14 protein-coding genes and 1 riboswitch are annotated in these 20,042 nt (G+C 62.8%); of the genes, 6 read left to right on the plus strand and 8 right to left on the minus strand.

Features of this window, described 5'->3' with window-relative positions:
• Positions 1–113 precede the first annotated feature (113 nt).
• The 4 genes from recA to VMH22_11840 all read right to left on the minus strand — a co-directional run bounded on the left by recA (position 114) and on the right by VMH22_11840 (position 2,881).
• Positions 114–1,190, minus strand: a complete 1,077-nt coding sequence (gene recA, locus VMH22_11825) for a recombinase RecA (GenBank protein HTW92384.1) — start codon at positions 1,188–1,190, stop codon at positions 114–116.
• A gap of 103 nt (positions 1,191–1,293) precedes the next feature.
• Positions 1,294–1,740, minus strand: coding sequence for a thiamine-phosphate pyrophosphorylase (locus tag VMH22_11830; GenBank protein ID HTW92385.1), 447 nt, complete (start codon positions 1,738–1,740; stop codon positions 1,294–1,296).
• 85 nt (positions 1,741–1,825) lie between these two features.
• The gene (locus VMH22_11835) at positions 1,826–1,978 is read right to left on the minus strand and encodes a hypothetical protein (protein ID HTW92386.1); all 153 of its coding nucleotides are present in this window, start codon (positions 1,976–1,978) and stop codon (positions 1,826–1,828) included.
• A 45-nt stretch (positions 1,979–2,023) separates the two neighbouring features.
• Positions 2,024–2,881, minus strand: a complete 858-nt coding sequence (locus VMH22_11840; protein HTW92387.1) for a transporter — start codon at positions 2,879–2,881, stop codon at positions 2,024–2,026.
• Positions 2,882–3,029: 148 nt separating this feature from the next.
• On the opposite strand from VMH22_11840, the gene VMH22_11845 reads away from it, so the two are divergent.
• The gene (locus VMH22_11845) at positions 3,030–3,776 is read left to right on the plus strand and encodes a creatininase family protein (GenBank protein ID HTW92388.1); all 747 of its coding nucleotides are present in this window, start codon (positions 3,030–3,032) and stop codon (positions 3,774–3,776) included.
• Positions 3,777–4,490: 714 nt separating this feature from the next.
• On the opposite strand, the gene VMH22_11850 is transcribed toward VMH22_11845, so the two are convergent.
• The 4 genes from VMH22_11850 to VMH22_11865 form a co-directional block, all read right to left on the minus strand.
• Positions 4,491–5,540, minus strand: coding sequence for a hypothetical protein (locus VMH22_11850; GenBank protein HTW92389.1), 1,050 nt, complete (start codon positions 5,538–5,540; stop codon positions 4,491–4,493).
• Between the two features lie 199 nt (positions 5,541–5,739).
• On the minus strand, positions 5,740–6,102 hold the full coding sequence (locus tag VMH22_11855; protein HTW92390.1) for a hypothetical protein: 363 nt from the start codon (positions 6,100–6,102) through the stop codon (positions 5,740–5,742).
• A 75-nt stretch (positions 6,103–6,177) separates the two neighbouring features.
• Positions 6,178–9,486, minus strand: coding sequence for a homocysteine S-methyltransferase family protein (locus tag VMH22_11860; GenBank protein HTW92391.1), 3,309 nt, complete (start codon positions 9,484–9,486; stop codon positions 6,178–6,180).
• Positions 9,483–10,436, minus strand: a complete 954-nt coding sequence (locus VMH22_11865) for a methylenetetrahydrofolate reductase (protein HTW92392.1) — start codon at positions 10,434–10,436, stop codon at positions 9,483–9,485. Before VMH22_11865 ends, VMH22_11860 begins: the two co-directional genes overlap by 4 nt.
• A gap of 55 nt (positions 10,437–10,491) precedes the next feature.
• Positions 10,492–10,616: riboswitch (SAM-I-IV-variant riboswitch) on the minus strand.
• Positions 10,617–11,090: 474 nt separating this feature from the next.
• Between VMH22_11865 and VMH22_11870 the strand changes: the two genes are divergently transcribed.
• From VMH22_11870 to VMH22_11890, 5 genes are all read left to right on the plus strand, one after another.
• Positions 11,091–12,278 carry a hypothetical protein gene (locus VMH22_11870; protein ID HTW92393.1) on the plus strand — a complete coding sequence of 396 codons (1,188 nt, stop codon included), beginning with the start codon at positions 11,091–11,093 and terminating at the stop codon, positions 12,276–12,278.
• Between the two features lie 53 nt (positions 12,279–12,331).
• Positions 12,332–14,626 (plus strand): carbamoyltransferase HypF, encoded by a 2,295-nt coding sequence (gene hypF / locus VMH22_11875; protein ID HTW92394.1) that lies wholly within the window; start codon positions 12,332–12,334, stop codon positions 14,624–14,626.
• 270 nt (positions 14,627–14,896) lie between these two features.
• Complete coding sequence (dnaA, locus tag VMH22_11880; protein ID HTW92395.1) at positions 14,897–16,282, plus strand: chromosomal replication initiator protein DnaA; 1,386 nt, start codon at positions 14,897–14,899, stop codon at positions 16,280–16,282.
• Positions 16,283–16,756: 474 nt separating this feature from the next.
• The gene (locus VMH22_11885; GenBank protein ID HTW92396.1) at positions 16,757–17,452 is read left to right on the plus strand and encodes an HAD-IA family hydrolase; all 696 of its coding nucleotides are present in this window, start codon (positions 16,757–16,759) and stop codon (positions 17,450–17,452) included.
• Positions 17,453–17,584: 132 nt separating this feature from the next.
• On the plus strand, positions 17,585–19,816 hold the full coding sequence (locus tag VMH22_11890) for a PAS domain S-box protein (protein ID HTW92397.1): 2,232 nt from the start codon (positions 17,585–17,587) through the stop codon (positions 19,814–19,816).
• Positions 19,817–20,042: the final 226 nt, after the last annotated feature.

Raw genomic sequence — 20,042 nt, forward strand, 5'->3', positions numbered from 1 at the left:
TCAGACCAGACAAATCAGAAATCAGAAACCAGAAAAGTGAAATCGGGATCAGCAGGAGCCGGCTTTCTGGTTTCTGGTATCTGGTTTCTGGTTTCACTATTGTCCGAGACCGCCTAGCTCTTCGCCTTTCGTGCCTTCGTGGCGTCTGCTTCGACCTCCGCGCCGGTTTCGCGCTGCACTATCTTGCTGACCTTTGGTATCTTGAGCTTTCCATAGAGCTCTGCCTCGGCCTTGGCCTGAACCTGGGCATTCTCGGTCAGGAAATCAACCGCCGCATCCCGGCCCTGGCCGATACGCATTTCACCGTACGTGTACCAGCTACCGGACTTGCCGAACACACCCTGCTCGACGCCGATGTCAACGAGTTCTCCGGCGCGCGAGATGCCCTTGCCGTATATCAGGTCGAACTCTGCCTCGCGGAACGGCGGCGCGACCTTGTTCTTCACGACCTTCACGCGCGTGCGGCTGCCGATGACGGTTTCCTCCTTCTTGATGGCGGCGATCCGCCGAATGTCGAACCGCATCGTCGCGTAGAACTTCAACGCAAGTCCCCCGGTCGTGGTTTCGGGGTTCCCGAACATCACTCCGATCTTCTGGCGGATCTGGTTGGTGAAAATGGCGCAGGTCTTGGAGCGAGCGGCCACGCCCGAGAGCTTGCGCATCGCCTGTGACATCAGCCGCGCCTGCACCCCGACGAACGCATCGCCCATCTCGCCCTCGATTTCGGCCCGCGGCACCAGCGCCGCGACCGAGTCCACGACGAACAGGTCGAGCCCGCCGGAGCGGGTCAGCATCTCGGCGATTTCCAGCGCCTGCTCGCCGGAGTCGGGCTGCGACACCAGCAGGTTGTCGAGGTCGACACCTAACGCCTTGGCGTAGTTCGGGTCGAGAGCGTTCTCGGCGTCGATGAACGCTGCGGTCCCGCCGAGTTTCTGGCATTGGGCAATGATGTTGAGGACGAGCGTCGTCTTGCCCGACCCCTCGGGCCCGTAGATTTCCACAATCCGTCCGCGCGGCACGCCGCCCACGCCGAGCACCGCGTCCAAGCCGATGGAGCCGGTCGGAATCGCCTCGACGCTCACCGCCGGCGTGTCCTGGCCGAGGCGCATCACCGCGCCTTTGCCGAACTGCTTCTCTATCTGCCCAAGGGCACTGCCAAGAGCCCTGATTTTCTCGTCATCTTTTGCCATCTTGCCTCCTACGTTCGGGAATCATCAATGCTGGCAGAGTATAGATTTCGCTGTCGCCAAGTCAAGCCGACTGCCGGCCAAAGCCCGAATTGGACATTCCGCTTCATTCGGGTTTCAATCGAGCTTCGTGCTTCGTCATTCGAGCTTCGCCTTTGGACACGGCTTCTCGTTCAAGGTCGTACAGCCTGAATCGCGCTGCCTTGAACTTGCCGGATGAGTCCGGTTCCACGACCTTTAGAACTTCTTCGAGCACACGTGCCGACTCTTCGGCCCGCTTGAAGTTGGCGAGCAGCACATCCTCGATATTCTTCCGCTTCGTCCGGTCGAAACGGTCGCCGCGCCCGAGGTCGGTTTCACTTCGCCGGCTTGAAATGACGCTTCTGCGCAAGACCCGCGCGTCGCGGCCGACCTGGGTTCTGAGCTTCCTGACGCCGGCGAGCAGCCGTCGGTCCTCAAGGCCGAGACGCACGACGTCCTCGACGACCCGCAGGCCTTCGGTCAGTCGGTTGAGATTGACGTCGATGATGCGGGCGGCGCGGTAATCGGTCACGCTGCCAGCTTAGGATACGCCCGGCCGGAAGTCAAGACAACGACAGCGGCCCGGCTTGACGCCGGGCCGCGTTTGAGTTCTCTGGCTAACGCTTCTTGGCTTTCTTGGTCGTCTTCGCCTTCTTGACCTTCATCTGCTCGCCGCAGCAGACCGGGCCGCAATCGGCACAGTCGCAGGCATCGCTCACGACCAGCACCAGACCGCATGAATCGCATACGTACTTGTCGCCTTTTTTCATCATATCCTCCTTACTCCTGAGACTCTAGGAGAGCCTTAGCGATTCTCAGGGCACGTAGACCCAGACGTCAAGACCGCCGGACCAGTTGGCCAGCGTGCCACCCTCGGAGATGGGCGTCAGCGGGAGGCCCACCTTGGGTCGGATGGTCAGTATTGAGATCGGCTTCCAAATCACCAGCACGTTGGCCGTGTGCTGGCTGACCTGCGTATGGGGGACCCAAGTCGCGCCCCACACGGTATTGTCACGCATGGACCCCACGAAGGCCAGTTCAGGCGTTATTGTCTTGGTTACGGAGTAGTCGAAGGTAAGGTTGTACTCGAACATGTCGCCGACTTTGGTCTGGGAGTCGGCTACGGAATCCGGGAGATAGCCGTTGTACCAATACGCTGCCCGGATGTGGGCGAGGAAATTGCCGAGCTTCTTCGTGGTCGCGGAGAAACCGAACGCGACGTCGGTCGTCCGGTCGCTCAGCGCCGGGTCCGCGGTCTTGCTCGTGGTCGGGAAGTTGGCGCCGAATATGAGCGCGGCCTTGAGCGGCTTATCCGGGTCCTGGAGCACGCCCCAGCGCGCGTACACCATCAGGTCGCCCAGCCCCTGCGACTTGAACGTATCCTTCTGCTTCATCGCCAGCGGGAACACCGCGTCGATGTCGAAGTTGTTGGCCAACCCGTACGCCAGCGTCAGGTCGCAGGAAATCGTCTTGGTCGGCACGAAACCATCCGGAGTCTCGTACTTGCCCGACGACCAGTTGTAGCTTGTCGCTGTCTGGTTGTACCCGAAGTTGGTCCAGCCGAAGAACTGGTTCTGCTTGTTCATGGTGGACGAGCGGCCGAGGAACGAAGTCGCCATCCCGGTCCCGGCCAGCACCGCCAGAGTCAGCACCATCACCGTCAGTCTCTTCACTATCTGCCTCCTTTTAGCTTCTCGCTCAATACCCGTTCACTGCCCCCGCTCCCTGCCATTCGCCCAGTCAGCGTAGCCAAGACAAGGGCCGAGTCAAGCGGGAAAGGATGATGTTGACCGGCGTCGAGCTTCACTCTATTCTCACCCGATGAAAACGACGCTGCGCACCCGGAAGCTGGAAGAACTGAACTGGATGGAGTTCAAACGCATCGTGCCGGAAACGACCGACGTTGTGCTTCTGCCGGTCGGCACCGTCGAAGCCCACGGCGTGACCGGGCTCGGCACCGACAATCAGGTCCCGGCGTCAATCTGCAACCGTATCGCGGCCGACGTGAACGCGCTCATCGCGCCCGGGGTAAACTACGGCATCACCCGGTCGCTCCTGCCCTATCCCGGCTCGGTCACGGTGCTGCCCGAGACGTTCGAACGCTACGTGTTCGAGGCCGCTTCCGGACTGGCTGATGCCGGCTTTCGCAGAATCGTCATCATGAACGGCCATGGCGGCAACACCGAGGCGCTCAAAGCCGTCTCCGCCCGGCTCTACTGCGAGAAGGAGGTTTACAGCGCGGTACTCGATTGGTGGATTCTCTGCGCCGATGAAATCAAGCGGGTCTACGGCCATGCGGGCGGGCACGCGGGCACCGACGAGACGGCGATGGTGCAGGTTGACCACCCCGAGCAAGTGAGGAAACAGGACTATCGCAAGGAGATGGCCTTCCTCACCCGGCCCGGCCTGGCTGCGACCCCATTCCCCGGTTCCATCATCCTCTACAAGCAGAACGAAGGCTATCCTGACTTCGACCCGGCAAAGGCCGAAAAGCTCATGGACGCAGTCTGCGCCAAGATTCGAGCGACCATCCTCGACGTTTTCCGCCGCTGGCAGACCATCCGCTGAGAGCGGCCCAAAGTCGGTATCGCCTCAGTCGTCCACAGCAAACTGCCAACTGGGCAGACTGTGACATCTGGCGCTGAAAGCGCCCGTCAACGGCCACTGAAAAGCTCACCGGAAAGCGCCTCCTGCAGCAGCTCTAATCGTGAGCATCGTCGTATCTCGGGTTGTGTACTGCATCTTGTCTTCGACTGTATCTTGAACTGCATCTCAACTTCCACCTTGAGCTGGATTCTCAACTGTTCCCGCCATTGGAGTTGTAGGGCAGTGGGAGGAACAATCCGGGAAGCAGCTCTCCGAGCAAACCGGAGACCAACGGTCGGAGCTACCTCGGGACCAACGAGGAGAGCAACCCGCGGAGTTAGCCGGGCCGCAACGCTCCGACCAACCCGGAGAGGAACCGGTGGAGTTACGGATAGACTAACCGGGAAAGCTAACCGGAGAGGAACCGGTAGAGCAACCCGGGGAGTTGCGGTGGAGGTTCATCCGGGAATTACGGTGGAGATAACTCCCCTGTCTACTGTCTACTGAATCTACTATCCCCCGGGCGGGGGAGGTGACTTAGCGGACCATGGCCTAACGCTTCCCACCACAAGCAGATAGGCCCGAAATCCGGCCCGGCGTCTTGTAGCCAAAGACATATACAAGCCCGCCCAATCTCCAATCGACAATCTTCAACCGAGAACTTAGATTGCAGGTTGTGGATTGGCGCGGCGCGGGCTAGGACCGGTCGGAGGCGGGGACGCGGAGTTTGGCGCAGCGGGCCAGCGACCAGGCATACCAGTCGCAGACGTCGCCGATGCAGCGGCCGGTTGACTGGCAAAGCGGCTTGACCCGTGCCGGGTCGACCCCGATCTTCACCAGCTCGGCAATCCGTTCGAGGCTGAGTCTGGTCGCCGGCACGTCCGCCTGGGTAAGGCTGCCGTTGAGGAGCATCTGCCCCTGTTTGTGGTAGAACCACTCTTCCGCTCCGGGTGAATAGCCCTCTTCGAGCAACTTCGGGTCGTCGGCTGCGGGATCGAGACCCTTTGCCTCCCGCTCGGCCAGGCGTATCAGCTTGGCGGCTTCGCGCAGGTCCACGCCCGCCTGTTTGTTCCCGAAGATCGCGACGCTGCCGGACGCCCTCCGCTGAATGACGATTGCCGCCCGGGCCCCGAACTCCGACCGGGCGTACTTGTGGATTCCCTCCTCGTCCGAGTCGATGGTCACGATTCGCAGCCGCTTCTGCCCCATCGTGATCTCTTCGACTCTGGCCCTGGCGTCGAACTCAGGCTTGACCACGGTGAAGAAGCGCAACTGCTCCTGGTACTTGGCTTCGATGGCGACGAGCGACCATTCGATTGCCCGTTGCGGGTCGGCCGGGTACTGGCCGTGCAGCAGTTTGACCACGTAGGAGATGTCGAACGGCGAGGCGTTCCCATCGACGTCCGCGGCCTTGACGAACTTTAGTATCTTGGCAAGTGAAGGGTCGTCGCCGACGCCGAGCTCTTTGGCGACGAGGGTCGTCGCGCATTCATCCGGCTTCCGGCCTCCCTCCGCGGTCGGGTGCTCGTCGAACCGTCCGCCGCCGATGCCGAGCAGCAAGGTCCCCCGTGCCTCGTAGTCTTCCGGCTTGAGGCCGGTTTCGGCCAGTTTGCGGATGGAGGTGAAGGAAACGGCCGCCGCACCGATGCCGGGAAACCGCGTCTCGCCGAACTTGCGGAGCAGCCAGATGGCCACGATTTCGTCGAGGTGCGGCCGCTCGTGGGTCAGGATGGTATTGAAGGCCACTTCGTGCCAGAGTAGCGGAAAGAAGACGGGGGGTCAAGGAGACGGACGAGCGAAGTAAGAAGCTAGAGGTCAGAAGTGCCGGAGAGAAAGTCGAGATTCTGCATTCTGCGCCCCGATTTCTGCCTTCTGACTTCGGCTGGCCTGAAGACAGTACGGGCGGGCCTTCGCCCGCCCTGTGTCAGACCGAGCCTCTGTCCGGCTAGCCGCGGTCGCCGCCGCGGCCGTGTTCATGCCCGCCGTCTCGCGGCCCTTGCCAACCGTGGCGGTCCGGGTGGCGCTGGTCGTTTCTATCCCAGCCTTCGTGACGGCCAAACCACCAGCCCCAGCGCCAGCCGAGGCCGCGATTCTCTCTATCCCAGTGCTGGGGCGGCCGGGCGTGCTCGCACGGGCGCTCCATCCGCATCTCATGCTGGTGATGCCCCATCTCCAACCAGACCAGAACCGGACCCCAGAACCAGGCGTGACGACGTTCCATCCGCCGCTCGTGCCGCGCCGTACTCGCGTAGGTCGCGCTCGACAGGAACAGCAGCAGTGCTGCCACGGCAAGGATGCTTCGCTTCATGCTATCTCCTTTTGGACGGTTGCCATACGACCATATCTACCGAGGGATGGCCGATTCTATTCCGGTGAGGAGATACTACGCGGGGAGAACGATGGCCGAGGTCGAGTACTCCGGGACCATCTGGAATCCGTCGCTGAGCGTAATCCCGATGCGCTCGGGCCGGAGCAGGGCGAATACCTTCTGTTGTTCCGAGAGGTCCGGCCAGACCGGGTAGCCCGGGCTGAAGCGAGCGGTCTTTTGCCAGCCCGGTAGTTTCGGCAACCGGCGCTGGCTGAATTCCGCCAGGGCCTCGGTCAGTTCGGCGCTCAGGCCGTGCAGGAGAAACTGGTCGTGAACCCGGCCCTGTTCGGCCAGCCTGCGACCTTCTGCAGCCGCCTGGGCGCCGGTCGACACAACCTGGAGCGCGACGTGGATACGTGCCGTCCCGTGGCGGCGTTGCAGGCGGCGCGCAAAGGCGGGTGCAAACCGCAACCGAGTCAGTTCCTGCCCGGTCCCGGGATGAAGGACACGCAACTCGCTGCCGCTGACCTCGGCGGCGAACAGGCCGTAGACAATTGCTCCGTGCCACAGCACTCGCCGTTGCGCGGTGGCGAGCAGTTGGTCGAGCGTGTACTCGGCATCACGCCAGGCCACCCGGTCCGCTTTGGGCCCGAGCATGCGCCAGCGTTTCCGAAACAGCGCGTCAAGGTCGAGCAGCGGCGCATAGTTGCGGATTTCGACGTGGACCAGCTTGGTCAGGGCGCGCGCGTAGGCGCCGGATATGCGGGGCAGGTTCCTTGCCACCGGCGCTGACGCGTCCGGACTTGTGGAGGCAGGGACCTCTTTGTGTGTCGCGACTTGCGCCTGCTGGACGGCGTCCGTCCCTTGACTACCGTCTCGGCCACAAATGGCCTGCATGATGCTCAGGCCCTGGATCGCGTCTTTCGCGTAGTACACCTTACCCGGGTACGCCGGCCGCAGCTCGCGGTCGACGTAGGCGCGGTTCAGGGCCGCGCCGCCGCAAATCACCGGCGTCGAGAGGCCGGCCCCGGCAAAGACTTCCACGTACTCCCTCATGGCGCGCGCGGATTCGACCAGCAGCCCGGAGAGGCCGATGGCGTCCGGCCGGTGTTCGCGCGCCGCCGCCAGGATATCTTCCGGCGTCTGCCGCACACCGAGGTTTACTACCTTGAATCCATTGCTGGACAGGATCATGTCCACAAGGTTCTTGCCGATGTCGTGCACGTCGCCGCGAACCGTCGCGATCAGCAACGTACCGCGTCCCTTGTCGCCACCCGCCGGCAGGTGCGACTTCAGGATATCGAACGCCGCCCGCACCGCCTCCGCCGACCTGAGCACGAACGGCAACTGCATTTCGCCGGACTCGAACCTTCGACCCACCTCGGCCATTGCCGGCAACAACTGCTTTGAAATGACTTCGGTTGCGGGCGTGGTCTTGAGCAGCTCGGCGATGGCGGCAGCGATCCCGGCGCGGTCTCCGGCGAGCACGCAGGCCTGTGCCGATAGCGGAGCGTGCGCACTGGACGGTACCCGACGACCGGTGCTCGGCGGCTGGCCCAGGGCGAGCAACGCTTCGAGGGGCGTTCCCTGCCCGCGTCGGCGGTTGAAGATCACGTCCTCGCAACGCCTGACCGTTTCGGCGTCAAGCGAAGACAGGGGCGCGATTCCCCCGGCGTGAACGATGGCTGCGTCAAGCCCGTGTGCGACCGCCTGGTGCAGGAAGACGCTGTTCAGCGCCCGGCGCAGCCCCGGCGCGAGGCCGTAGGAGATATTGCTGATTCCGAGCAGAGTCAAACTCTTGGGGAAACGGCGGCGGGCTTCCCGAATCGCCTTCAAGGTCTCGGCGCCGGCCTCGCGCAGCGACTCGTCCCCGCTGGCAAGCGTGAAGGTCAGAAAGTCGAAGAAGACGTCCTGCGGGGCAAGGCCGCCGCGCCGGACCGCCAGGTCGTACAGCCGCCCTGCGACCTCGAGCTTTCGTCCGCAGGTCATCGCCATGCCCTGGTCGTCGATCGTCATCAGCACGAGCGCGGCCCCCATTCGGCGACAGAGACCTACTGTCTTCCCGGCCCTTTGCGGGTCTTCGAGGTTGACCGAGTTGACGATGCAGCGCCCGGCCAGGCGCTCAAGCGCCGCCTCCACTGCTTCGTAACGGGTGGAGTCAACCATCACCGGGAGGTCGACGTGCGAGTTCAGGCGAACCGCAAGCTCCTTCATGTCTGCCACCTCGTCCCCGCCCGCAGCCGCGACTGAGAGGTCCATGACCTGCGCGCCATCGGATTTCTGTTCCTGCGCCACCGCGACCATGCCGTCGAAATCGCGGGCCAGCAGTCGTTCGCGGAACCGCTTGCTGCCGCTCGCGTTCGTCCGCTCGCCGACGAAGAGCGGGCGCGGTTCAACCTTCAGGTCCTGGGCGCTGAAGAGTGACGAGACGCGCGGTGCCGGGTCAGCCGGCTTGAGCGGCGCGACACCGTCAAGGGCAGCTCGAAGCTGTCGGATGTGCTCAGGCGTGGTCCCGCAGCAACCGCCGGCGATGGCGAGGCCCGGCCCTTCCGCAAGCCGCTTCATCTGCTCGGAAAACTCCTCAGGCGAGAGGTCGTAGACCGCCTTCCCGGCCTCGATTCGCGGCAGACCGGCGTTAGGCATGGCCGATAGTAGCTTCGACGAGTGGCCGGCGAGGTAGCGCACGGCTGCCGCCATGCCTGCCGGGCCAAGACTGCAGTTAACCCCGATCGCAGTGACCGGGTATGGTTCGATTGCCGCAAGCACGGAGGCAATGTCGGAACCGGTCAGCGTCCGGCCGTGCTCATTCAAGGTGACCTGGGCTATGACCGGGACGCTGCGAGCAGCCGACGCAAAGGCACCGAGCACGGCTGCCAGCGCCGCCTTCAGCTGCAACAGGTCCTGGCTGGTCTCAAGTATCAGGCAGTCGACACCACCCGCGAGCAGTCCGTCGATCTGCGGCCGGAAGCTCGACAACAACTCGGCAAATGTGATCTGCCCGAGGCTGGGCAGCTTCGAGCCCGGGCCGACCGAGCCGGCCACGAACCGCGGTTCGGACGGCGTGGCGTAGCTCCGCGCGGCGCGGCAGGCGATCGCGGCCGCGCGGCGGTTGAGTTCGAAGCACCTCTCCCCCAGCCCGCGCTCCGCCAGTGTATGCTGCGCGCCGCCGAAACTGTTCGTCTCGACGACGTCGGCGCCCGCGGCCAGAAATTGTTCGTGCACTCGGCGCACCAGCTCCGGCTCGGTTTCGACGAGCAGCTCGTCGCCGCCGGCGGGCGCGCCCAGAGCCTGAAGCGCGGTGCCAAGGCCGCCGTCGAAAACGACGATGCGCTCTTGACCGAACTTTGCAAGCCAGTGCGTCCCGGCCGCCTGCCGTCGCTTCAACTGAAGGTCGCCTTCAGGACCTCGGCGGTGGCCCGGCTCCGGCCCATGGTGTAGAAATGCAGGCCGGGCACGTCCTGCCGGAGCAGGTCGCGACAGAGCCGCGTGGTGAACTCGACGCCGGCGCGGGCGGCTTCGGCCGGGGTGGCCGCGCTGGTGATACGGCTCACCAATTCCTCGGGCAGGTCAACGTGGAATTCGCGTGGTATCGAGACGAGCTGCTTCGCGTTCGTGACCGGCTTGATGCCGGGGATGATAGGCACCTTGATGCCGATGGCGCGCGCCCGATCGACAAACTCGAGGTACGGCCTGGCGGCGAAGATCATCTGGGTGATGACGTAGTCGGCGCCCGCGTCGACTTTGTCCTTCAGGTGGCGCAGGTCGTCGGCGAGGTTCGGCGCCTCGTAGTGCTTCTCCGGATAGCCGGCGGCGCCGACGCAGAAGTCGGTCGGCACCGCGTTGTCCAGCTCCTCCAGATACCGGCCCCGGTTCATGGCCGCAATCTGGGCGGCAAGTTCCGACGCAAACCGGTGGCCGTCGGGCTCGGGGATAAACTCTTTGAAGCCCGGCGCCGGGTCGCCGCGGATTACGAACAGGTTGGTGAACCCAAGGTACTGCAGGTCGATGAGCGCGTCCTCGGTTTCGTAGCGGTCGAACCCTCCACAGATGATGTGCGGGACCGTCTCAATCTTGTAGCGGTTGGCAATGGCAGCGCAGATGCCGACCGTACCGGGGTTCTTGCGGCGCGGGATCTTTCTGATAAGACCGGCGCCCACGTCCTCGTAGACGATCCGCTGCTGGTGATAGGTGACGGTGATGAACGTCGGGCGGAACGGCAGCAACTGATCCACCGAGCTGAACAGCTCGGCGATCGACCTCCCCTTTTCGGGCGGGGTGATTTCGATTGAGACCAGCGGCTGTTTCCGCCGCGCGATAAGCTCGGTAATGTGCAAAGACCTCTCCTTGCGCGCAAAATAAAGAACCGCCCCTACATCAGGCGGCTTGCCGGCAGAAAGGTACTTTTGCCACGTCGGCCGCATCGGACCGCGTTCGGCCCGGGCACCGTAGCGCCTTCAAGCTCGGTTGCCGTGCCGGCGCCCGAACCGGGCCGCCGGCCGCTCCTGATGCAGCGGGATTATAACGCCCGGCCGTCACGGGTGCAAGACCCGACGCGGCGCTTGGCGACGTAGAAGCATGTCGTATCCGGGCACAGAGTCCTTCTTGGCCGGCGGCGAATATTGACACGCCTCGCAAAGGGCGCACGTCTCCCGATGGGGTGCCTCGGGCAGACGCTCCCCAACCCCGGGCCGAACAGCGACTGGACACCGCGAGCGGTCCGCGATTCCACCTTGACAAGAAGGTCGCGGTGAATAGCATAACAGTGTGCAGAACCGTCGTCTGCGCGGGTTCTCGCTCCCCTGCCGTCCGCCCGTGGACGGCGCCCAGCGTGACCGCGTGCGACCATCGTCTCTGCCCCCGGGCAGCGGCGCCGACAGCTGTTCGCCTGACCCGGGCAGAGAGTCATGCTACGCATCCCGGTGTCACGTCGGAAGCATGAAGCTTTCCCCGCCCGGCCGGGCTGTGACCGGCCAAAAAGGAGTCTCTCGATGACCAAACTTCACTGGGGCTACAAAGACGTCTTTCGCGCCCTGCGACTCGGCTTTTCGGCAAAGAAAGTCTGGATGATGTCCCTCGGCCTGCTGATCGGTATTGCCGGGTATACGCTGCTGACCTACGTCGCCTACGCCGCTGCCGGCACTGACCTGCTGACCGTGTGGCAGACATTCCGGCTGCTGCCGTTCCCGTCGCCGATCGACTACGGATTCCCCTGGTACGCGTGGGTCGTGTTCGCGGTCGGGGTCGCGTGGTTCATCGGTGTGCTGCTGATAACCGGTACGGCCGTATCCAAGGTCGCCTACGAGCAGTTGCGCGGCGACGAGTTCTACGAGTCGAAGGAGGCGTTCCGGTTCGCGCTGGGAAACGGCGCGGCGGTGCTGGCCAGTCCGCTCTTGATCCTAGCGTTTGTCGCCCTGATCGGTGTCTTCGGGCTCATCTATAGCCTGGTCGGCGCGATCCCGGCGGTCGGCGAAATAGTGGTTGCACTGCTGGCGATTCTCGGGTTCATTGCTTCGCTTTTCATCGTCTACCTGCTCGTAGTCTTCGCCTGTTCGTTAGTGCTCGGTCCCAGCGTCGTAGGCACCACGCACTCCGACACCTTCGACACCCTGTTCGAGGTGTTCTCCTGCGTCAACGAACAGCCCGCCCGACTCCTCTGGTACACGGCGACCACCGCCTGCCTGGCCAAGCTCGGCTCGTTCCTGCTGGGGCTCGCCGCCAGCGCCGCCGGGAGAATCGGCTACGCCCTCACGGGTGCCTTCATGGGCGGCAAGCTGGCAGACGTCATGGCAAATGCGGCGTACTACTTCAAACTGGCGGTCCCGGACTGGTGCCCGATTCCGTTCCACCAGACTCTTATCGCCGAGCTGAACCTCTACGGCCTCCCGCAGGTCTACCTTCCCGGCAGCTACACGTCGCTCGGCTGGAGCCAGGATATCGCATCCCTGCTGCTGGGCGTCCTCTTCTACCTCATCGCAATCATGGTCGTTGCCTACGGCCTGTCGGTCTGGTTCACGGGCATGACGCTCAACTTCGCGGTTCTCGACTACAAGAAGGACGACAAGAATATCCTGGAACTCCCGGAGGACGAAGAAGAGTTGATCGAGCCGGTGCCGAACCCGGAACTGAAGGACCTGGAGCCCAAGCCGGCCTCGGAACAACCCGCCAAAGAGGGATAGACTCGACCAGGAACGGGGCGTAACCACAGTCTGTTCAATAACTTAGCCGGTAGATGGGGCTTCTGTTGGTCAACGGCTACCGGGCTGTAGTCCGAGGCCAGGTCCAAGGGTTAGGATTCCGGCCCTTCGTCTATCGCTTGGCCGCAGATCTCGGCGTGCGCGGGTTCGTTCGCAACTCTAGCCGCGGAGTAGTCATCTTGGCGCAGGGCAGGAACGCTCGTCGGTTCCTCGACCAGATTAGGCAGGATCCACCACCGCTGGCCGTCATCACGTCGTTCAGCATTGCACGCTCACGGACTCGACCGTTCAGAGGCTTCTCCATCCGGACGAGTCGCACCGAGGACGGCACCGGCGTGGACGTCATACCCGACCTCGCCGTCTGCCCGGACTGCCTTCGCGAGGCCAGGGATCCGCATGACCGCCGCTACCGATATCCTTTCACCAACTGCACGCAATGCGGCCCGCGCTACACGATCATCCAGCGTCTTCCCTATGATCGGCCAAACACCACGATGGCGGGCTTCAGGATGTGCGCGCAGTGTCTAGGGGAATACACCGACCCGTCCAGCCGGCGCTACCACGCGCAGCCCATCGCCTGCCCAAACTGCGGACCCACGCTCGCCGTTCGTGCAGCCCGAAGTAGAGAGGCGTCTCGCCCCCCCATAGAGGCGGCGGCGTGCGCCCTGCTGGATGGCAGGATCGTGGCCATCAAGAGCCTGGGCGGGTTCCAGCTTGCATGCGACGCGACGAACGGCCGCTCGGTAGAACTGCTGCGCGCGAGGAAGCGGCGGCCCGCCAAGCCGTTCGCGTTGATGTGCGAGAACGTGGTCGTTGCCCGCCGGTTCTGCCGCGTGTCTCGGTCAGCCGAGGAAGTCATGGTTTCAGCCGCTGCGCCGATTGCGCTGCTGCCGAAGTCGCCCCGCCCGACGGTTATCATCGCGAACGCCGTGGCCCCAGGCAACCGTCGCCTCGGTGTGATGCTGCCGTACACGCCGCTCCACGTGCTCCTGTTCGAGCAACTCCGCCGTGAGTCGGGCAAGCCGGCTGTGCTCGTGATGACCAGCGCCAATCATAAGGAAGACCCCATCATCGCCGACGACGCGCAATTGGCAAGTGAGCTGGGCGCCGTACCCGACATGGTCCTGACGCACGACCGGCCGATAGCCAACCGCTGCGACGACTCGGTGGTGCTCACCGACATGGGCGTGCCTTCGCCGGTCGTTTCGGTCAGACGCGCGCGTGGCTACGCGCCGCAGCCTGTCCGGCTGGGTCGGCTGTTTCACGTGAAACATCCGGTCCTCGCGGTCGGGGCAGAATACAAGAACGCTTTCGCGCTGGCCCGTGGTGGCCAGGTATTCCTAGGCCCCCATATCGGGACGGTCACGACCGCAGCCGGCACGCGTTTCTGGCTCGACACGTTTGCGCGTTATACCGAGTGGACCCGGGTACAACCGGAGGTCGTGGCAGCCGACTTGCACCCGGACTACGCGGCAGCAAGGCTGGCTGAGCAGTTGAGCAGCGACCTCGGGGTGCCTTTGGTGCGGGTTCAGCATCATCACGCACACGTTCTGTCTGCCATGGCGGAACACGACATAGCATACCCCGTTCTCGGCATCGCCTTCGACGGAACCGGCTACGGGACAGATGGCGCAATCTGGGGAGGAGAATTTCTGCTCGTTCGCGACAGAGCTAACTGGCAGCGTGTTGGACACTTAGGCTACCTCAGCCTTGCGAACGCGGGCGATGAGGTGGCTGACCCAGCCCGCGTAGCGCGCACCTATCTGATTCAGGCTCGCGCGTGGGAACGGAGCGGTGTCAGTTCCACCAGTGCGATTGGGGTGCTTCTGACGTCGTCCATGGGACGTCTGTTCGATGCCGCCGCCGCAATGACCGGCGCCTGCCGCTCCGCGTCCTTTGACGGACAAGCGCCGACTGCGCTGGAGGCGCTGGCCGAGTCAAGCGAACGCGGACATTGGTACTCGCCCGACCTGCTCGACCTGTCGGCCTCCCCCGCTCTGCTCCGGCCTGAGCCCATCCTTCTACATGTTGCACGTGAAACATCCGCCGGTGTGCGCCCGGCGACAGTCGCAGCGCGGTTCCACAACACGCTGTCCCAGGCCGCGGTCGCCCTCGCCGGCTTCCTCTGCGATCGCCATGGGATCGCGGCCGTCTGCCTGTCCGGCGGTTCCTTTCAGAACTCGCTGCTCCTTCGCGGCGTAGTAACCGGTTTGCGCTCTCTCGGCAAGCGGGTGTACTGGAATCAAGCCGTTCCGCTCAACGACGGCGGCATCGCGCTCGGTCAGGCTGTCGCCGCTGCCGCCTGCCTCTCGCAGCGCCACTCCTCCTGACGTTCGTCTCTATGCGCTCCCGCTTTTTCAGCTGCGTCACGAGACCGTGCTTGACACGGGGCACCGAGGGTCTAGAATCCTCGTCGGCAGACTAGCGACCCTACAATCAGTCCCTTGTGCCTCCTAACGCGCCAGCGGCGTGTTGCGTTTTGGCGCCGGCGCGGTCTCTGGTAGGAATGTGGACTGATTGGTGGACAACCGGACGACGTGTAGTACTCGCCCGTGGTCGCCTGAGCTTGTATAGGCGCGAACCTCCGAAAGGGGCTGCAGATGGGTGTGGCTGAAAGCGACATACGACCGCCCGCCGAGCAAGAAGTCCAGATCGACGCGGGAAAACTATGGACCGACATCATCGACTACGTGCGGCCACGGGTAAGTCGAGAAGGCTTCGATACTTGGCTTGCTCCGACGAGGGGGCGCACGGTGTCGGGCGGTACTCTCGAAGTGGAGGTTCCCAACTCTTTCTTCGCCGACTGGTTGAGCCAGCACTATTCGGCTGAGATCCGCGCCGCGCTCGCCAGCATATCGCCATTGGAATTGTCCGTGTCATTCCGCCCGCTGGGGGCAGACAACCCCGAGGTTCTGATTCGCCGCGCTCCGGCACGACGCCCGATCATGAGGCAGAGCGGGAACCGGCTCCAGCCTCATCTCTCCTTCGCGAACTTTGTCGTCGGTGAGTCCAATCGCCTGGCGGTGGCGGCGGCGCGCAGCGTTGCTGAGCAGCCCGGCGCCAGCTACAATCCGCTCTTCATCTACGGCGGCGTAGGCTTGGGCAAGACCCACCTGGCTCAGGCCATCGGCAACCAGGCGCTGGGTTCAAAGCCTAACCTCAAGGTCTACTACACTGCCGCCGATGACCTCTTCCTCGAGCTCATCCTTGCCATAGAGAAGAACACACGGCTGGAGTTCAAGAACAAATACCGCGGCCTTGATCTCCTTGTGCTCGACGACATTCACTATCTTGTAGGTAAGGAGCGGCTGCAGGAGGAGGTTTTCTACATCTTCAACTCGCTCCACGACACGGGCAGCCAGATAGTGTTCACCAGCGACCGTCCGCCACAGGACATCTCGACACTCGAGGGACGGTTGGCCTCCAGGCTTGGTTCGGGACTTGTTGTCGACATTCAGCCGCCCGAACTGGAGACGCGCATTGCCATCCTAAAACAAAAGGCGGCGCTGGATCGGGCCGAGTTACCTGACGAGGTGGCCTACTTCATCGCGGCGCGCATAAGGACGAGCGTCCGCGCGCTCGAGGGGAGTTGGATTCGGCTGCTGGCGCTTGCCTCGCTGGATGGCCGACCCATCACCGTCAACCTTGCCGAGGAGGCGCTAAAGGACTTGGTAAGAGAGGAAGAGCCGCCGGACCAAAACCACATCATCAAGGCATGCGCGGAACAATTCGGGGTCACGGTCAAGGACATTACTAACGGCGGCCGGACCAAACAACTGGCTCTCGCCCGCCAAGTGGCGATGTACGCGCTGCGGTCGAAGCTCAGCCTGTCTCTGAAGGAAATCGGTGGGCTCTTCGACAACAAAGACCATACCACTGTCATGCACGCGATCAAGCGCGTGGCTGATCTCAAGGTAAAGGACCCGGCTTTTTCTGCCAGGCTGGATAAGCTGCTGAAGGAGACAAGTCGTGGAGAACCACGTTGATAGAGATGTTGAACTACTCTGTCAGTATTTTCCTGAACCACGTTTCAACATACGTCTCAACACCACAAGGTGACATAGCGCATTGTAGATTTGCTACTTGTGTTGATTGCACCGATATCAACAACCCAACATCAGCAGCATCTTCTTTGATACATAGTAATCTTGATGATCTGAACCGTTCGTTGCGTACCATGTAGGTTATAATAATAATACACTCAACACAATGCGATACTCGGACTATTCTGTGGCAGACTAATGCCAGATAGTGGCGGCGTTGAACTTAACCAACAGACAACTGTTTACAAAGAGCGACAGTACATCTTGCTTGATAGTAGCGGCCAGTTGGTTCAAACAGCAACAATGCCCGCGCGGCAGAATTGCCTCACTTGGAGTGATTGAACTAGAAACGACTTGTGCCCAAGACACCACCAGGCAAGGTGGGTCGTAGGGCTGCCCACATTCTGGGTCTAGGACGTGGCCAACGTCAATTATCACGCCGTTCTTTTCGACCTTGACGGGACCCTCGTCGACTCGGGCCGTGACATCATCGATTCGATCCGGTTCACCTTGGACCAGGTCTTTCCCGGTCGCAACAAACCGAGCGACGAAGAGATACTGCTCATGGTCGGCCGTCCGCTGGAGTCGATCGTCTGTGAGCTAGGCTATCCGGTAGACGACGAGAACACGCGCCGTTTCGTAGACACTTACCGTTGCTACTACGCACAACACTACAACGACAGCACAAAGCCATACCCGGGTGTGGAGGCGATGCTTCAAGACCTGAAGAGCGCAGGTGTCAAACTGGGGCTGGTCACCACGAAACACCAGACGCAGGCCGAATTAACGTTGGCAGGCCTCGGTCTGGCGGGCTACTTCAACGACGTCTATGGCTGGGATGAGGGTCGCAAACACAAGCCCGATCCTGAACCGGTTCGGGTCTCACTGAGCAGAATACAGGTAGCGCCGGAACTCGCGCTCATGGTTGGAGACGCCGAACTGGACATCCAATCCGCCACGGCCGCGGGGGTCGACACGTGTGCCGTTACGTACGGATTCAGGCCGGCTTGGTTTCTCAAGTCCTTCAACCCCTGCTTCCTGGTTGCCCGCTCCGCCGACATAGTACCGATAGTGATCTCCGTGGGGAGAGATGAGCCACGGTTTGTCGCATGATGCGCAGACAGCGACCAACTGAGCAACAACCGAACCGGCGTCGGCGTAAAGACAGGGGATGACGGCCCAAGACGATGCTCATGGTTGCTTTGCAACTCACCGCTCGGCGGCCAGACGTCCATCACTAGGCACATGATTCCGAAACAACCAGACAACACTTTTCCCTTTGATGTCGACGTTGATTTCCAAACCGGCGACATCGTCTTTGCCGTAGACCGGCTGGGGAGCGTCGTATACTGGAATGGGGTGGCGGAATCGACCTCCGGGTTCAGAGCAGACGAAGTGCTCGGGAAGCACTACGTGTCTGCCTGCGGGTTTGAACGGGGCGTCGTGGACTTGGCGGCCATACTCGATGGACGCGACTTCACCGGAGGCGTCCGGTGCCACGTGCGGGGTGGAGGAGACGCGATGCTGTACCTGTTCGCGACGGTCGGGCGCGACCGGACAGGTAGACCGGCCGGCGTCGTCTTCGTCGGGCGCGACGTGACCGGCCTCTGGCGCGCCGAGGAGATAGCTCAGGCAGCCGCCGACAAGTACCGCCTGCTATTCGAGAACACACCTGACGCGGTGGCGATTGCGGATATGGAAGGGCACGTGCTTGAAGCCAACCCCGCGTGCCTCCGGCTGTACGGCTACGCTGCGGCGGATGTTAAGGGTGTGGAACTCGCCGACGTGGTAGTACCCGAGGATCGCCGCGAGGCCGCCAAGGCGATGGCGAGCCTGGCCGCTGGCATGCCGGCGACCAGGACGATCCGCGTGCGCAGGAGGGACGGCGGCCAATTCGTGGCTGAGCTCGCGGCGTCAGTTGTAGTACTCGGCGGTGAGCGCCGGATAGTGTTAGTCACGCGCGACGTCACCGATCGGGTTCGCGCCGAAGCAGCGCGCAACCAGTCGGAGCGGATGTACCGCGCGGTCTTCGAGGCGGCGAACGACGCGGTCTTCATCGAGTCAGTGGACGGGCGGATCCTCGACGTAAATCGGAACGGCTGCGAGCTGCTGGGCTACCGAAGGAATGAGCTCGTCAATATGAGCGTATCGGACCTGGTTCCGGTCGAGGCGCGGGCCTGGCTGTCGCTGGTCACCGACACGATCCTCCGCGTCCGTGCCTTCCGGGCCGAGGCCGTGAACCTGCACAAGAGCGGGCGTCATATCCCGGTAGAGGTGAGCGCGTCGGCGATGGAACTGGACGGCAGGACGGTGGTGCTGGCCATCGTCCGCGACATCTCCCAGCGCAGGCAGGCGGAGCAGGTGCTGCGCGAGAGCGAAGAGAAATTCCGCATCGTCGCCGAGCAGTCACCCAACATGATTTTCATCAATCGCCAGGGTCGTGTGGCGTATGTCAACCAGAAGGGCGCGGATGTCATGGGGTACACTCGGGAAGAGTTCTACGCCCCGGGGTTCGACTTCACGGGCCTGATTGCGCCCGAGTCCGTGGCACAGGTCCGGAAGGTCTACGCCCGGCATGCCAGCGGCGAGGACGTGGGGCCGTATGAACACACGCTGGTTACGAAAGAAGGTCAGCGCATCGAGTCAATCATCACGACCAAGCTCATCGACTATGAAGGCGCCAAGGCGATACTCGGCATTGTCACCGACATCACGGATCGGAAGCGGATTGAGCGGCGGCTGCGAGATTCGGAGGAGCAATTCCGAAGGTTGGTCGAGTTGTCGCCGGACGGTGTCGCGGTGCACCAGGACGGCCAGGTCGTGCTGGCCAACCCGGCTGGCGCTAGAATCCTGGGCTATGAGCGGCCGGACCAGATGATCGGCCGGGAGGTACTCGATTTCCTGCATCCGGAGGAACGTCCCGCTATGCTCGATCGGATGGCGAGAGCTTTGGCGGACGGCCAGGCGCCGAGTGCGTCCGAGGCCCATTTCCGTCGACGGGATGGGAGCTACGTGCAGCTTGAAGTAGCCAACGCACGCATCGAATGGAAAGGAAGCCCCGCGGTACAGGTCGTTTTCCGCGACGTGACCGAACGGAAGCGAGCGGAACAGGCCCTCGCCGCCTCTGAGGAACGCTACCGCAACCTGGTTGAATCGTCGCCGGACGGTATTGCCGTGTATCAGGACGGGGTCGTCGTCCTGGCAAACCGTGCCAGCGCCAAGCTGCTCGGTTATCACAACGGGGCAGACTTGGTTGGGCGGCGGGCCGAGAGCTTTGTCGTAGCTGAGGATCTGCCGCGGGTCGACGAACAGGGCGAGCTACTCAGAGGCGGTGCCGCGACCGTCTCCTTGAAAGTAAGATTCCTATGCCGCAGCGGAGACGTACTCCTGACCGACGTGGCTGGCGCAATCACTACTTGGCGCGGACAGCCGGCAGTACAGATCATGGTGCGGCCGCTGTCGAATCGACCTGGATAGCCGTCCCTGTCCTGCAGTCGTCGGGTTCGCAGCAGCTTCGGAAGAACAGCGGTCCAGTGATCCAGTGGGGGATGAAGGGTAGAAGGAATCTGTGACGTCTGCGCAATCTGCGGTTCACGTCAGCTTCTAGTTCCTGTTTCTTTGTCCCTGGTCAACTCTGAATTCTGGATTATCCGGTTCCTGAATCTGTAATACAAGTGTGCAGGGTCGTCGTTTCCGCGACGTT

This window comes from bacterium, from assembly GCA_035505375.1.
In the GTDB taxonomy this organism is placed as follows: Bacteria; Hydrothermota; Tepidihabitantia; order Tepidihabitantales; family Tepidihabitantaceae; genus UBA2258.

Coding starts and splice junctions, on each gene's coding strand:
- recA (HTW92384.1), bottom strand. CDS start 1,190: ATGGCAAAAGATGACGAGAAAATCAGGGCTCTTGGCAGTGCCCTTGGG.
- hypF (HTW92394.1), top strand. CDS start 12,332: ATGGGGCTTCTGTTGGTCAACGGCTACCGGGCTGTAGTCCGAGGCCAG.
- VMH22_11890 (HTW92397.1), top strand. CDS start 17,585: ATGATTCCGAAACAACCAGACAACACTTTTCCCTTTGATGTCGACGTT.
- VMH22_11845 (HTW92388.1), top strand. CDS start 3,030: ATGAAAACGACGCTGCGCACCCGGAAGCTGGAAGAACTGAACTGGATG.
- VMH22_11870 (HTW92393.1), top strand. CDS start 11,091: ATGACCAAACTTCACTGGGGCTACAAAGACGTCTTTCGCGCCCTGCGA.
- VMH22_11855 (HTW92390.1), bottom strand. CDS start 6,102: ATGAAGCGAAGCATCCTTGCCGTGGCAGCACTGCTGCTGTTCCTGTCG.
- VMH22_11835 (HTW92386.1), bottom strand. CDS start 1,978: ATGAAAAAAGGCGACAAGTACGTATGCGATTCATGCGGTCTGGTGCTG.
- dnaA (HTW92395.1), top strand. CDS start 14,897: ATGGGTGTGGCTGAAAGCGACATACGACCGCCCGCCGAGCAAGAAGTC.